Here is a 13,204-nt window from a genome sequence, read left to right as displayed (position 1 = left end):
CCCCTGTCTCCCCTCCTAAAACCATACCTGTAACCCCCACCCCGCCCGGCCTTCGGCCTCCTCCCCCGCCCCTGAGGGGCGGGGGCAGTGCGTGGCGATATCCCCACGGTCCACTGCACGGGGTCTTTTCTCGTATTGACCGCTTTGCCGCAACTCACCCCAAAACTCTTCCCTATATAGGGACTATCAGTGCAAATTCCTTTGTTTCATACACAACTCCAGTAACCCGGCGCTGTGCAGCCAAAGATCCGGGCGATATCCCATAATCCGCGCGGAAGCAAGAACCCCACGCACCGCTCCGCAACAAATTTTCCAGGAAAAAGAAACGGCTCCCGCCGGAACCCGGCGGCTCTGCCGTTTACTCGTAGAGAACGGGCTCGTCGATCCGGGAGTAATCGACCAGTTCGCCCGGTGCAAAGTGGATGCCGAGTTCGCGGGCGGCGCTCTCGGGGGAGTCGGAAGCGTGGATCACGTTCCGCCCGATATCGAGCGCGAAGTCGCCGCGGATTGAACCGGGTTCGGCCTCTGCAGGGTTGGTGGCGCCGACCATCCTGCGGACGACCGCGGCGACGCCCTTCCCCTCCCAGGCCATCAGGAAGCAGGGTCCGCTCATGATGTAGGCCTTAAGGCCCGGGAAGAAGGGCTTCTCCAGGTGTTCGCGGTACTGCTCGACGACCCGCTCCTCGGGGAGGAGTTCGAGTTTCGCCCCGACGAGTTTGAGGCCCTTCGCCTCGAACCGGGAGACGATCTCCCCGACGAGCCCGCGCTGGACGCCGTCGGGTTTGACCATCACGAAGGTGCGGTCCATCCCGATCACTCTTTACCGCGGGCTTTCCGTCCGGCCGCAGTCCACTCGACGCGGCGCGGCACCCGGCCGAGCCTGTAGTTGTTCTGGCACTTGGTGCTGCAGAAGTAGTAGATGGTTCCGTCCTTCTTGACGAACATCTTGCCGGTTCCGGGTTCCAGAACCTCTCCACAGAACGTGCAGACGTACTTGTCGACCATGGTTACCGCCTCGAGAGTTTCTTCGCTTCACGTTCGGTCTCGAGCAGCGAAAGGATGTCTCCCTCCCTGATCGGGCCCACCGTGTTGCGGGTGATGATCCGCCCCTTGTTCGGACCGTCGAGAACCCGGCACTTGACCTGCTGGGCTTCGCCATGCATCCCGGTCATGCCGATGATCTCGATAACTTCTGCGGGCGTTCCGTCGTTTGCCATAATCTACCTCACTCTCTCAGTGCAGCAATCTGCTTCGCGATCTCTTCGACGAGGTCCTTTGCCTTGCCGGACTTGACGATCGCGGCGGCTGCCGAACCGACCTCGAGGCCGCTTGCGGAGCCGATGTCGTTCTGCTTGGAGATGTAGACGAACGGGATCTGCTTCTCCTCGCAGAGCAGCGGCAGATGCATCACAATTTCTTCTGGCTCAACGTCCGAACCAATGAGAACCAGCTGGGCAATGTTCCGCTCGACTGCTTTTGTTGCCTCGTTGGACCCCTTCTTCACCTTACCGGTGTCCCTTGCGATCTCAAGGGCTTCAAGGGCCTTATTCTGGATCTCTTCCGGAATCTCGAATTTTACGTATGCCTTTGCCATAACTCACCTCGTTCGGGTGCAGCCCTCTGCTGCTCCGTCATCATTCATCAGTAGCGTAGCTGATCGAATGCGCTGTATTATGTCAATAAGAGGAGTGATAAAGGTTTGTCATTCTACCCCCTTTTCGGGGGCAGGGTTCCGCTGTTTTCGCGCCGGCCCGCATGGACGTCGTCGCGGGCGGTTTATGCAGGGATCCGGTAGATCTGGACTCCTTGTGCGTCATAGATGAGTTCGAGCGCATCCGTCGGGATCGAGACGGTGTAGCGCTCGCGCTCTGCCGCACCCACGTAGAGCAGGGTGGCGTTGTATGCCCGCGCAAGGTCGACGGTCCGGGTGGGCTGCTCATAGATCGTCCGCACATCGGCGCTCCGCTCGCTGATGCGGCCTTCGTCGCCCCGCCACATGTACTCGTGGAAGGGCATCCCGATGACGGCCGGGATCCCGGTGAACGACGAAACCCGCGAGTAGTAGGTGTAGTCGCCGCCCTCCGCCTCGACGATGACGTGGTCGCCGGGGAGAGTCCGGAGGAACGCGATCGCCGCCGCATCGGAGAGGTTCGAGCCTTCGAGGTATGCCGCTCCGTCGAGGGTGTGGCTCCCGTAGCCGAAGTCGACGTTGATCGCGAAGGGTGCGATGAGGAGCAGCACCGCGGCCAGCACCGGGAGCGCCTTCTCCATCCTCTCCGGGATCCGCCGGTCGATCCCGGTGCCCCGGAGCCACTCCCCGAGGACCACGAGGCTCGCCGTCCCCATCAGGAACCACGCGGGAAGGTAGAACTTGAAGACCGTGTTCATCCGGAAGTAGGTCTCTCCCATGTTGTCCACGAGGTAGATGAGCTCGGTGACGAGGACGATCGCAAGCCCGAGCATCGCAAGCGTTTCGACTGCCGTAAAACGGCGGCGGGCGGCGAGGTAGACCAGCGGGACGGCGGCGATGGCCGCGGCCGGGTAGCCCGCGAGCACGAACGGCACCGCGGCGATGAGGAGGTAGGGGCGCTTCCGGATATCCGGGGCGCAGTAGGCGATCAGCACCGCGAGGAAGAACCCGTGAACCAGGAGAAACTCCGCCGGTGCGGAGGGCGTGGGGACGATTGCGACTCCCGCGACGCCGGGGCTGTTGAGCTGCAGGTAGAATGGAAGATACGTCAATATCGCGAACGGCGGCACCGTTGCAAGCACCATCCAGGACTTCCGGCTGTCCGGCCGAAGGTTCCCGTAGCGCCGCCATATCAGGAGGCCGAATACCAGCGTGACCGGGGCGTAGACCAGCACGTCCCAGGAGTTGAACCCGGGCATCGACCCGAGGGAGAGGGCGGCAAGCCCGCAGAGGATTGCCCTCCCCCGCATGGAGAGTTCTCCCCACCGCAGGTAGGCGAAGACCAGGAGAAAGAGCAGGAACCCCTGGTTGAAGAAACTCATGACGTGCGGGTGCACGTCGCCCCAGAGCATCGAGAAGAGGGGATACTCGTTGATGGTGTTCTCGATCGTCCGGGTACTCCCCCAGAGGACATCGAACCAGGCGTCCCCGATGAGGATGTGATAGAAGGCTGAGGGGTTCGGGAGGAAGAGCGCAACCACCGGGAGCCACCGGTGGCGGTCGAGGAGGAGGTACCCGAGAGCGTAGAGCGCAACGACGGCAAGACCGAGCACCGTCGGGAGCGCGAGGTTGAAGGCGACCGTCGAAGGCACGCCGGATACAAGCCCGAGCGCCCCGCCCGTCCAGTAGCCGAGGTAGTAGTAGACGTCCAGCGTCCCCCCGGCGTACCAGGGATCGAGCGGCGGGACGGCGGGCACCCGCATGATCGAGGCGAGGATCGCGTGGTCCATGAACTTCTCGGCGTAGGAGATGGTCGGGTTGATCCAGCGCACCTCGAGCGGTCATCGTCGTGGTCTCGTCGAGCGTCACCTGACCCATATCGATGGTGATGTTGTCGTGCGAGTTCACGTAGTCCATGATCTCCTTCGCCTTCGACTCCACGTTCGCCCAGGAGTCGCCTCCGTAGGAGTGGAACTGGACGTGAGTGTGGTGCATCACCTGGTCGCGGCCGAACTTGCTGTTCGGCTTGATCCCCTCGGAGAGCTTGAACGAGTCGAGCGTCGTCGTGTAGTTGCCGGGGTTCCCGAGGTTGTTCGCGTGCATGTGCATCGAGTGCGGGAGACCCAGGTACTCGTTCGCCTCGATGAGACCCTTGATGATCTGGGCCGGGGTGATGTCGAAGTAGGGAACCGGGTCGTGAACGTTCTCGCAGTTCAGGCCCCAGGCCCAGGCTTCCGTGCCGCCGGGGTTGACGACCTTGACGGCGTAACCCTTCGTGGCGCGAAGCAGCCAGGCGATGTAGGCGGCGGCGTTCTCGATCTCGTGGTTCTTCAGGTACTCGAGCACGAACCAGTTGTTCCCGAAGACCGGGTAGGCACCCTGGTCGAGGATCGGGGTGTCCCGCATCTCTTCGTGGGTGTGCCGGGCGTAGAGCGGCGGCATGGCCGCTTCCATCACGGTCGTGTACCCCATGCGTGCGTAGTTGTACCCGGTCCGGATCGTTGTCGGGACCGAGAACCCGCCCTGCATCCGCTCGATACCGCTTCTTGCCTTGTAGCCGAAGAGTTTGTCTTCGGGGCGGAAGTTGCGGCCTATGTTGACCTTCGGGCCGGCAACATGGGCGTGGATATCGACACCGCCGGCCATAACGGTCTTACCGGCGGCATCGATGACCTTCGGGCTGCTGAGAGCCGTCGTCTCGACGATCTTGCCGTCCTTGATGGCGACATCGACCCTGTCGCCCTTGATCCCCAGAACCGGGTCGAAAACGAACCCGTTCTTGATAAGATACTCTGCCATCGCTTACTCCCCCTGGATCTCCTTGACACGCGCAAGGACGTGTTTCAGGAACTCTTCATCGGTCATCATGCCCTCGGGAGGTTCGACAACCTTCCTGGTCTCAATCGGCACGTTGTCCATCCGGTATGCGCACCCGCCCACCTCGACGCCGACGAAGGCGACCGGGACGTGGACCCTGCAGACCTCGGTGGTCGGGGTCTCGTGCGGGTCGATCGCGACCGACGGGCGGTCGTAGATCTTCTTGACCGAGCTGAACGGGAAGTGCGCGCCGGGGTCGCTGCCGAGGACGAAGACGGCGTCCACCTCGTCCCTGCGGAGCAGGTCGTTGGAGGTCGTCTCGCCGGGGTTGTAGCGGGCGAATCCGCGGGAGAGGTCCACCGCATAGGGGAACCCGAAGAGCCAGCCCCAGACCTGGCCGGAGCCGGTGACGTTGTAGTGCCCGCGCATCGGCATAATGGCCGCTTTCGTGTACTCGTTTAAGTCACGGGTGACCGCGATGGCCTCGTCGATGTTGTGGTTCTTCCCGAGCGACTGGGTCACACCCATGCCGAAGAAGATGATCACGAACCGGCCGCTCTTGAGCGTCTCGGCGGCCTCGTAGATCTTCTCTTTCGGGATGCCGGCGACGACGTCGGGGAGTTGCTCGCCCTTGAACGCCACGCGGAATGCGTTGAGGAGTTCGTAGTCGCGCCCCTGCTCGACCTGCAGGTGGACGTCCGCCACGCTTGCGGTGTCGGTGGGCCGCGGGTCGACGACGATCACCTTCCGGCCGGTATGGCCCTTGCCGGTGAAGAATCCGCGGGGAAAGATCGAGTAGCGGGACATGTGCCGCGGGTGGGCGTGTGCCGGGTTGCATCCCCAGAAGAGGATCCGGTCGGCACGGTTCTTGACCTCACCGAGCGTGCAGCTCGGAATGCCGATATCCTGAACCGCGATAAGCGACGTGCCATGGCAGACGGTCGCCGTGTTGTCCATGACCGCTCCGACAAGCTCGCCGATCTCTGAGCCCACGGCCTGGGCTTCACAGTTCGTGGAGCTCCAGCCGTACATCAGCGGCTTCTTTGCATCGGTGAGCATCCGGGCGGTATACTCGATCGCGTCGTCGTAAGAGATCTCTTTCCAGGACCCGTCCTCCTGGCGCATGCGGGGACGGGTGATACGGTCCTTGGCCTGGGAGTGGAGGAACTTCTCGGCACCGATGGCGCAGGCGTTGTAGACCTCGAGGAGTTCTTGTCCATCGTTGCTGACGACGACCTCAAGGTCGTCGCAGAGCGTCCCGCAGAACGGGCAGATAACGTCGGTTACAGTCTTGGTCATGCTAGTTCACCCCTGCACCCCTTGCGCACCAGTTCCAGCGAGCTGAGGACGGGTTCGTTCTTGGCGACCTCCACCTCAACAGGCGTACCCTTAAACGTTGGCATGCCGGTGGAGTAGGTGTTCGGATTGACCACCATGTTTGCCCACGGCCCCATCGGGATGTATGCTACACCCGGATGAGGGCCCTGGGTCGCCTCGACCGCCTTGACGATGACACTGCCGTACTTGCTTGTGACGCGTACGTTCGTGTTGCGGAAAGCTCCCAGCTTTTTAAAGTCCGCCGGGTCGAGTTCGATGATCCCGCAGGCGGTGGTGTAGGCGGGTTTTTCCTTCCCCGCCTCCATGGACACCCCCTGCTGGATGGTACGACCCGTAATCAAATTCACTCTGATTGCCATTGTTATTTATCCCCTGTCTGTTATTATTGGATTATTATATTATTATCTGGCAAACTCTTTGAGCGGGCTCGGACCGAGCTCGTTGATGGTCTTGACGACGTCCGTCATGACCGTTCCCCACTTTGCACCCTCTGATGCAGAGACGAAGGTCATCCTGAGACGCTTGTCGTCAAGACCGATGTTCTTGAGGACACTCTTCAAGAGGAACATCCTCTTGGCTGCCTTGTAGTTGCCCTCAAGGTAGTGGCAGTCGCCGAAGTGGCACCCGGAGACCAGCACGCCGTCCGCCCCGTCCTGGAATGCTTTCAGGATGAAGAGGGGGTCGATCCGACCCGTGCACATCACGCGGATGGCACGGATGTCGGGCGGGTACTGAATACGGGCGCCGCCTGCAAGATCTGCACCGGCGTAGGAACACCAGTTGCAGATGATGGCGATGATCTTGGGTTTCCAGTTTTCGTCTGCCATTTACTGTTCACCTCCGAGGAGGAATGCGTCGATCTGTGCGACGATCTGTGGGCTTGCAAAGTGCTGCATCCAGATTGCACCGCCGGGGCAGAACCCGCCGCAGGTGCCGCAGCCCTTGCATTTGGCCTCGGTGACCTGCATGACTGTGCGTCCGTCCTTCTCGACGAGCGAGAGCGCCTGGTAGGGGCACTGGTTGACACACAGTCCGCATCCGGCGCACTTGTCCTCAAGACACTGGGCGAAGTAGGGCTCGAGCTCCACCTCACCCCGGTGAATCGGGATCGATGCCGCGGATGCCGCACCCTCAGCCTGGGCGACCGTGTCAGGGATATCCTTCGGTCCCTGGCAGACACCGGCGAGGTAGACGCCGGCCGTGGTGGTTCCGCACGGGTTCAGCTTCGGGTGAGCCTCAAGGAGCCAGCCGTCCTGCGAGCAGGAGACACCGAAGAGCCTGCGGGTCTTCTCGGTCTCGGCCGAGGGCTGGATGGCTGCCGCGAGCACGACCATGTCGACTTCCATGTCGATCGGCCGGCCGAGGAGCGTGTCCTCCGCGTTGACGTGAAGGTTCTTGGTCACCGGGTCTTCGGTGATGTTTGCCACCCTGCCGCGGATGAACTTCGCACCCTCGTTCTGGATACGGTAGTAGAACTCCTCGTACATCTTGCCAAAGGACCGGATGTCCATGTAGAAGATGTAGGGCACCGCGCCGGGGATCTTCTCGATGATCTGGTGGGCGTGTTTGAGCGAGTACATGCAGCAGAACCGCGAGCAGTACGGCTTGCCGGTATCCGTGTTGTCACGGGAGCCTGCACAGAGGACGAACGCGATCTTCTTCGGGGTCTCGCCGTCGCTCGGGCGGATGAGGTGACCGCCGGTCGGTCCGGACGCACAGATCAGCCGCTCGAACTCGAGCGACGTGATGACGTTGTCGTAGTTCTTGTAGCCCCACTCGAACTTCTTCTCGATGGGGTAGATGTCGTATCCCAGGGCGAGGATGGCGGTGCCGACCTTGACGGTTATGAGTTCGTCCTTCGCATCGAGGTCGACCGCCTTCTTGTCGCCGCACGACTCGACGCAGAGACCGCACTTGACGCAGGCGTCGAAGTCGACGGTGTAGATCAGCGGGGAGACCTGCGGGTGGTAGATATAGATCGCCTTTCTCGGCGCCATGCCGAGCTCGAAGGGGTTCGGCTTGATGACCGGACAGACTTCGGCACAGTCGCCGCAGCCGGTACAGCCGCCGCCGACGATGCCGCGGGCTTCCGCCTCTGCCGGGGTGAGGACACCGCGTGCCTTCTTCCGGAGGGTCACGTCGAAGTTGCCGATGTATCCCTCGACCGCCTCGACCTCGGTGTAGGTGAGGAGTTCGATGTTCTCGTTGCGGTAAACATCCACCATCTTCGGGGTAAGGATACACTGCGAGCAGTCCAGCGTCGGGAAGGTCTTGTCGAGCTGGGACATCCTGCCGCCGATCGTCGGGCTCTTCTCAACGAGGTAGGTCTTGATGCCTGCGTTCGCAAGGTCGAGCGCTGCCTGCATGCCGCCGACACCGCCGCCGACGACCATCGCAGTCTTCTCGACGGGGACGCTCTTCGGGACGAGGTCTTCGAGCAGGGACGCCTTTGCTACGGCGATCCTGACTGCATCCTTCGCCTTCTCGGTAGCTTCCTCGGGCTGGTGCATGTGCACCCACGAGTTCTGGTCGCGGATGTTCGCCATCTCGAACCGGAAGGGGTTCAGGCCGCCCGCCGCGGTTGCGTTACGGAACGTGGGCTCGTGCAGACGGGGCGTACAGGCCGCGACGACGACTCCGGTCAGGTTCTGCTCCTTGATGGCATCTGCGATCTTGTTCTGCCCGGGGGTCGAGCACATATACGCGTAGTTGTCAGCGACGACGACGTTCGGGATTGTCTTGGCGTATTCCTTTACTGCCTCGATGTCAATGGTACCTGCAATATTGGTACCGCAGTGGCACAGAAAAACGCCAATCCTTGCCTCTTTATTCTTGACTTCTGCCATGTATTTGCACCTCAGAGGATCTTCTTCAGGAACGGCTCAACATCGACGGCATGAAGGTCGAGTGCAAGCTCGTCCGGGCTCATGCCCTGAGCAAGTCCCAGGAGTTCGTTGTAGTGCAGGACGGGGAGCCCCCACTCGATGCCGAACTTGTCCTTGATCTCGACCTGTCCTCTGTCGTACTGGAGCTGGCAGAACGGACAGACCTCGGTCAGCGCATCCGCGCCTACTTCCTGCAGGTTGATCAGTTTTTCGTTCGTGATGTCGAGAGCGTGTGTCAGGTCGTATCCACGGACACCGCCGCCGGCACCGCAGCACTGCATCTTATTGCGGTACTGGACCGGTTCGGCTCCGAGCGCGGCGACGAGTTCTTCCATCCACATCGGGTTCTCGGTGTCGCCGAAGTGCCGCTCCTTGCCGGGCTTCATCAGGTGGCACCCGTAGTGGACGGCGACCTTCGCGCCGGTCAGAGGGCGCCTGACGCTGTCTGCAATCTTCTTGACGCCCACGACCTTGGGGTCGTAGTAGAGTTCGGCGAGGTGCCAGACGTCGACGGTTCCCTTGAACTCCATGTCGATCTCTTTGAGCACCTCGTTGACTCCGTCGCGGAGTTCGTCGTTGTGCTTCAGTTTGTGGTTGACTTCCCAGATCGACTTGTAGCACCCGTTGCAGACCAGGGCGATATCCATCTTCATCTGCTCGGCGAGCACGACGTTTCTGGCCGCCATCGCGTACCAGACGTTCAGGTCGATCGAACCGAACGCACCCGGTGCCGGGCAGCAGCTTGCACCCTTCAGGGGCAGAAGGTCGATGCCGACGTTCTTGCTGGTCTGAATGGCCGCAGCCTCGATGCCGGGGTACCGGTTCGGGGCGATGCACCCGAGGAAGAATGCGTACTGGTGATTATTTCCGCTCATGGTTTCACTCTCCCTCCGCGAGAATCCTGTCCGCGTTCTCTTTCAGTTTGTAGTGGTCGATGATCTTCCTGATGCCGGGCAGGTACTCGGGGTACTTGTGCGTCGTCTCAGGCTCCTCCTCGAGTCCGAGCTTCTTCCTGGCTGCACGGTTTGCGTCGTTGTTCGGGACGCCGTGCCCGCTCTTGTAGATCAGCTGGACGGTCTGGAGGAAGTTGCGCGGAACGATGTCCCGCTTGAACGCGAGGTTCCTCATCGCCATGATTGCGTCGGTCGGCGCGAGGTCGCGGGGGCACCGGTCGGTGCAGCTGTAACAGGTGGTGCAGAGCCAGAGGTCCGGGTCGGTGAGGGCCTCTTCCTCGAGACCGAGGATTGCCTTGCGCATGAACAGCCGGATACGGTACGAACTCCGGGGTGCCGAGGGGCACGAACCGGTGCAGGTGCCGCACTGGTAGCACATGTGGGCGGCCGTCTGCCCGATCTTCTCCACATCCTTGATGAACTCGGGGTTGCTGTCAGGAATGTAGTACTTCCTGTCCCGGAGTTTCTCAGCGAGTTTCTGGTCCTTGTAGTCTTTCTTTACTGCCATTGACTATCCCTCACGCCTCTTCCGGTTTTCCCAGATGCTTGATCTCGACCTCTCCGGGAGTGGTCTCCTTCACCTTCGATGTCCGTGTGGTGAGCAGCTTCTCCTTGATGCTCTTAAAGAGGTCCGTATCCTTGTCCTGCATCCTGATAGCAGTCCGCCGGAGAACAATCGCATCTTCGCTCGGGCAGGCGTTGACGCAGGCGCCGCAGAAGATACAGAAGTCCTTGTTGATGGCGATGTTCGGCTCAATCTGACCCTTCATCTCCTTTGCAGGGAGAGGGGTCGGCAGGTAGAGCGCGTTGCAGGGGCAGACCTCGACACAGGTCGAGCAGCCGCCGGGACACTTCTCGGGGTTGATCTCGATCTCTCCCTCGAAGATCTTCTCGACGGTGATTGCCTCCTCCGGGCAGGACTGGACGCACCACGTGCAGGTGCAGCAGTTGTCCTGCTCGATCTCGACCTTGCCGGGCAGCCTGGTGCCGATGATCTCGCGTTCGAGGGTGATTGCATCCTGGGGACAGGCCTCGACACAGATCGTGCAGCCGTCGCAGGTGCTCTCCTCCCACTGGACATCGCCTTCGACCTTGCCGGTCTCGGGGTTCGCGGGTTTGCGAACGACGGTGATGCTCGGGCAGAGTTCGCCGCAGATACCGCAGACGTCGCACTTCTCGGTGTCGACGGTGAACGTCGTCTTGGTCTGCAGTGCGGTCTGGCGCGGCCTGCCGGCCTCGTCGCCGCCCTCGAATGCGGGGACGTCGCGGTTGATGGCGTCTCTCGGGCAGACCTCCTCACAGATGGTGCACCGGTCGCACTTCTCTTCGTCGATTACGGTGACCATGTCGTAGGTGGGGAATCCCTCCTGCTCAAGGATCGGGAGGCGCTCCTCGCCGTCGACCTTGAGTGTCATCGCGTTGAAGGGGCACATGATGACGCAGACGCCGCAGTACGAACACTTCTCGGGGTTGACGTCGACGGGTTCGGCGTAGTCGATGGCCCCGCGGCGTGTTGCACCGACGGGTCCGAGCACGATCGCCTCTTCGGGACAGGCATCGACACAGATGCCGCAGCCCGTACAGGTCTCGGCGTTCAGGATCAGGTTGTTGACCGCCTTCAGGAGCCTCTGCTCCATGACGACGTTCTGGCCTTCCCGCGTTTTGGAATACTTTGGAAACAGTGCCATATTTTAGTATCACTCCTGGGCTTCCGCTTTTCGGGCCTTGGCCCGGCTCTCCCACGGTCCTGCAAGCTTGATGACTCCATAGGGGCATGCCTGGACGCATACGCCGCAACCGGCGCAGAGCTCTGAGTTGAAGTCAAGGATGACGGCTTTGCCGTCTTTGACCTTGTAGATCTTATCCTTGGTTGCTGGATCCTCAGTGTAGAGCTCGAGAGCGTCGACCGGACATGCCACCACGCAGTTGTTGCAGCCTGTACATCGTTCCATATTGATGTGCAATGCAAATGCCATGGTATCACGCACCAGATCTGATCGATTAAAAATCGATATAAAAAGAATTGTCAAAGAATATACATAAACTTTCTGAAATCCGGCAGCCTTATATTTCAGAACTATGATTATCCGTCAAATATTATATATTAAATTGGTTGTTATGTCAACCCGATCATCGAAATCTCTTTACTATACGGGCTTTCAGGCATGATGCCGGATCAAAAGACGTAAATATGAAATCGGGGTTTCTGGTGAAAATCGGTGGTCGATCCGGCCCGGTAGCGTCGAGGGCGTGCAGGAACGCCGCCCGGAGGGGTGGGACCGGCCGTCCGCTTGATCGGGAGGGTCCGTTGTACCTTGCGCGGCTTGAGCGGTGACCGTTTCTGTATCCGTCGACTCTTCACTCTTCGTGTGGAAACCTTAGATTGCCTCGGAAGCCGGCTATATTCTGTGCCCGCGCTCCTCGTGCCGCATCCCGGATGGTCTTTCCGGCAGGCGGCCGGCGCGGCGGGTGCTGCACGCCGTCTTGTTGCATGAAGCCCGGGGCCGGCCCGTTGCGCACGCCCGGGTAAAAAAGAAACCTTATTCTGTCCACATTGTGACACTGTAGCAAACGAGGTGTATTCTATCCATGGAACTGAATGGCGTTACTATAGATGATACCTATGCAGAGGCGTTCCCGACCTGGGTGGCGCGGCCGATCATCACCGCGGTCACCGAGGAATGGGCATACAAGGCGGCAGTGGAGGCCGTAGGGTTTGCCACCTCGACCATCGGGTGTCCTGCGGAGGCGGGTATCGACTGCTTCGTCTCCCCCGACGACACCCCCGACGGGCGGCCCGGCTATGCGATCATGATCTGCGCGAGCAAGAAGAAACTCAAAGAGCAGGTCGTTGAGCGCCTCGCCGAGTGCATCCTCACCGCGCCGACGACGGCGGTCTTCGACGGTCTTTCCGACGTCGTCGCCGAGGTCCCGGAGAAACTCCCGGTCAAGTTGCACTTCTTCGGCGACGGCTACGAGGAGAAGCGCGAGGTCGGCGGCAGGACGGTCTGGGCCATCCCGATCATGGAGGGCGAGTACATCGGCGAGGAGGAGTTCGGCGCCGTCAAGGGTGTTGCCGGCGGCAACTTCTTCATCATGGGCGAGAACCAGATGGCCGCTCTGACGGCCGCCCAGGCAGCTGTCGACGCCATCAGCGGCGTCTGCGGCGTCATCACGCCCTTCCCCGGCGGCATCGTCGCGAGCGGCTCGAAGGTCGGGAGCAAGAAGTACAAGTTCATGGGCGCAAGCACGAACGAGGCTTACTGCCCGACGCTGAAGGATAAAGTTGAGGGCAGCAAGGTCCCCGAGGGCGTCAAGGCCATCTACGAGATCGTCATCGACGGCGTCGACGAGGACTCGATCAAGACCGCGATGGCCGAGGGCATCCGGGCGGCGACCAAGGTGCCGGGCGTGAAGTTCATCAGCGCCGGAAACTTCGGCGGCAGCCTCGGGCCGTTCAAGTTCGACCTGAAGGACGTCCTTGCGGACTACCTCTGAATCTCTTTTTTTTTGTGGCTCTTTGGGGCTGGTGGGTGTTTGCTCATGCTGTTGAGGGTATGGGCTGGTGAAGACTTCCATCA

The 13,204-nt window shown here is 61.0% G+C and carries 14 protein-coding genes and 1 pseudogene; 1 reads left to right on the top strand and 14 read right to left on the bottom strand.

Features of this window, described 5'->3' with window-relative positions; genetic code table 11:
- Window positions 1-358 precede the first annotated feature (358 nt).
- The 14 genes and pseudogenes from ndk to L21_RS10855 form a co-directional block, all read right to left on the bottom strand.
- On the bottom strand, window positions 359-808 hold the full coding sequence (gene ndk, locus L21_RS10920) for a nucleoside-diphosphate kinase (RefSeq protein WP_074370498.1): 450 nt from the start codon (window positions 806-808) through the stop codon (window positions 359-361).
- A 5-nt stretch (window positions 809-813) separates the two neighbouring features.
- The gene (locus L21_RS10915; protein WP_054848180.1) at window positions 814-1,005 is read right to left on the bottom strand and encodes a 50S ribosomal protein L24e; all 192 of its coding nucleotides are present in this window, start codon (window positions 1,003-1,005) and stop codon (window positions 814-816) included.
- Between the two features lie 2 nt (window positions 1,006-1,007).
- Window positions 1,008-1,217 (bottom strand): 30S ribosomal protein S28e, encoded by a 210-nt coding sequence (locus tag L21_RS10910; protein WP_011843564.1) that lies wholly within the window; start codon window positions 1,215-1,217, stop codon window positions 1,008-1,010.
- Between the two features lie 8 nt (window positions 1,218-1,225).
- Complete coding sequence (gene rpl7ae, locus L21_RS10905; protein WP_074370497.1) at window positions 1,226-1,594, bottom strand: 50S ribosomal protein L7Ae; 369 nt, start codon at window positions 1,592-1,594, stop codon at window positions 1,226-1,228.
- Between the two features lie 182 nt (window positions 1,595-1,776).
- A complete protein-coding gene (locus L21_RS10900; protein WP_463508165.1) occupies window positions 1,777-3,462 on the bottom strand; it encodes a DUF2298 domain-containing protein in 1,686 nt (561 codons plus the stop codon).
- Window positions 3,437-4,429: pseudogene (locus L21_RS10895) on the bottom strand (formylmethanofuran dehydrogenase subunit A); the annotation flags it as partial. The gene L21_RS10900 and the pseudogene L21_RS10895, both read right to left, overlap by 26 nt.
- A 3-nt stretch (window positions 4,430-4,432) precedes the next feature.
- Window positions 4,433-5,746: a formylmethanofuran dehydrogenase subunit B gene (locus L21_RS10890; RefSeq protein ID WP_074370496.1), complete on the bottom strand. Its 1,314-nt coding sequence runs from the start codon at window positions 5,744-5,746 to the stop codon at window positions 4,433-4,435.
- Complete coding sequence (locus L21_RS10885; protein WP_074370495.1) at window positions 5,743-6,144, bottom strand: molybdopterin dinucleotide binding domain-containing protein; 402 nt, start codon at window positions 6,142-6,144, stop codon at window positions 5,743-5,745. The genes L21_RS10890 and L21_RS10885 overlap by 4 nt, the downstream gene beginning before the upstream one ends.
- Before the next feature lie 42 nt (window positions 6,145-6,186).
- On the bottom strand, window positions 6,187-6,612 hold the full coding sequence (locus L21_RS10880) for a hydrogenase iron-sulfur subunit (RefSeq protein WP_067074763.1): 426 nt from the start codon (window positions 6,610-6,612) through the stop codon (window positions 6,187-6,189).
- Window positions 6,613-8,631, bottom strand: a complete 2,019-nt coding sequence (locus L21_RS10875) for a CoB--CoM heterodisulfide reductase iron-sulfur subunit A family protein (protein ID WP_074370494.1) — start codon at window positions 8,629-8,631, stop codon at window positions 6,613-6,615.
- 11 nt (window positions 8,632-8,642) lie between these two features.
- Complete coding sequence (gene hdrB / locus L21_RS10870) at window positions 8,643-9,545, bottom strand: CoB--CoM heterodisulfide reductase subunit B (RefSeq protein WP_074370493.1); 903 nt, start codon at window positions 9,543-9,545, stop codon at window positions 8,643-8,645.
- A gap of 4 nt (window positions 9,546-9,549) precedes the next feature.
- Window positions 9,550-10,131, bottom strand: coding sequence for a CoB--CoM heterodisulfide reductase subunit C (gene hdrC, locus L21_RS10865; protein WP_074370492.1), 582 nt, complete (start codon window positions 10,129-10,131; stop codon window positions 9,550-9,552).
- Between the two features lie 10 nt (window positions 10,132-10,141).
- Window positions 10,142-11,311 carry a 4Fe-4S binding protein gene (locus L21_RS10860; protein ID WP_074370491.1) on the bottom strand — a complete coding sequence of 390 codons (1,170 nt, stop codon included), beginning with the start codon at window positions 11,309-11,311 and terminating at the stop codon, window positions 10,142-10,144.
- 9 nt (window positions 11,312-11,320) lie between these two features.
- Window positions 11,321-11,599, bottom strand: a complete 279-nt coding sequence (locus tag L21_RS10855) for an indolepyruvate ferredoxin oxidoreductase subunit alpha (RefSeq protein ID WP_074370490.1) — start codon at window positions 11,597-11,599, stop codon at window positions 11,321-11,323.
- Between the two features lie 613 nt (window positions 11,600-12,212).
- Here L21_RS10855 and fhcD point away from each other — a divergent pair.
- Window positions 12,213-13,121 carry a formylmethanofuran--tetrahydromethanopterin N-formyltransferase gene (gene fhcD, locus L21_RS10850; RefSeq protein ID WP_074370489.1) on the top strand — a complete coding sequence of 303 codons (909 nt, stop codon included), beginning with the start codon at window positions 12,213-12,215 and terminating at the stop codon, window positions 13,119-13,121.
- The last annotated feature ends 83 nt before the right edge of the window (window positions 13,122-13,204 follow it).

The sequence above is a fragment of the Methanoculleus chikugoensis genome, from assembly GCF_900095385.1.
Taxonomy (GTDB): domain Archaea; phylum Halobacteriota; class Methanomicrobia; order Methanomicrobiales; family Methanoculleaceae; genus Methanoculleus; species Methanoculleus chikugoensis_A.
The sequence above is the reverse complement of the archived record's forward strand: the minus strand, read 5'-3'. Positions and strand labels throughout refer to the sequence as shown.

Bases quoted from the DNA above. Each gene is read 5' to 3' on its own strand.
- L21_RS10910 (WP_011843564.1), bottom strand. From the start codon at position 1,217: ATGGCAAACGACGGAACGCCCGCAGAAGTTATCGAGATCATCGGCATG.
- ndk (WP_074370498.1), bottom strand. From the start codon at position 808: ATGGACCGCACCTTCGTGATGGTCAAACCCGACGGCGTCCAGCGCGGG.
- rpl7ae (WP_074370497.1), bottom strand. From the start codon at position 1,594: ATGGCAAAGGCATACGTAAAATTCGAGATTCCGGAAGAGATCCAGAAT.
- hdrB (WP_074370493.1), bottom strand. From the start codon at position 9,545: ATGAGCGGAAATAATCACCAGTACGCATTCTTCCTCGGGTGCATCGCC.
- L21_RS10855 (WP_074370490.1), bottom strand. From the start codon at position 11,599: ATGGCATTTGCATTGCACATCAATATGGAACGATGTACAGGCTGCAAC.
- L21_RS10890 (WP_074370496.1), bottom strand. From the start codon at position 5,746: ATGACCAAGACTGTAACCGACGTTATCTGCCCGTTCTGCGGGACGCTC.
- L21_RS10875 (WP_074370494.1), bottom strand. From the start codon at position 8,631: ATGGCAGAAGTCAAGAATAAAGAGGCAAGGATTGGCGTTTTTCTGTGC.
- fhcD (WP_074370489.1), top strand. From the start codon at position 12,213: ATGGAACTGAATGGCGTTACTATAGATGATACCTATGCAGAGGCGTTC.
- L21_RS10915 (WP_054848180.1), bottom strand. From the start codon at position 1,005: ATGGTCGACAAGTACGTCTGCACGTTCTGTGGAGAGGTTCTGGAACCC.
- L21_RS10860 (WP_074370491.1), bottom strand. From the start codon at position 11,311: ATGGCACTGTTTCCAAAGTATTCCAAAACGCGGGAAGGCCAGAACGTC.
- hdrC (WP_074370492.1), bottom strand. From the start codon at position 10,131: ATGGCAGTAAAGAAAGACTACAAGGACCAGAAACTCGCTGAGAAACTC.
- L21_RS10885 (WP_074370495.1), bottom strand. From the start codon at position 6,144: ATGGCAATCAGAGTGAATTTGATTACGGGTCGTACCATCCAGCAGGGG.
- L21_RS10880 (WP_067074763.1), bottom strand. From the start codon at position 6,612: ATGGCAGACGAAAACTGGAAACCCAAGATCATCGCCATCATCTGCAAC.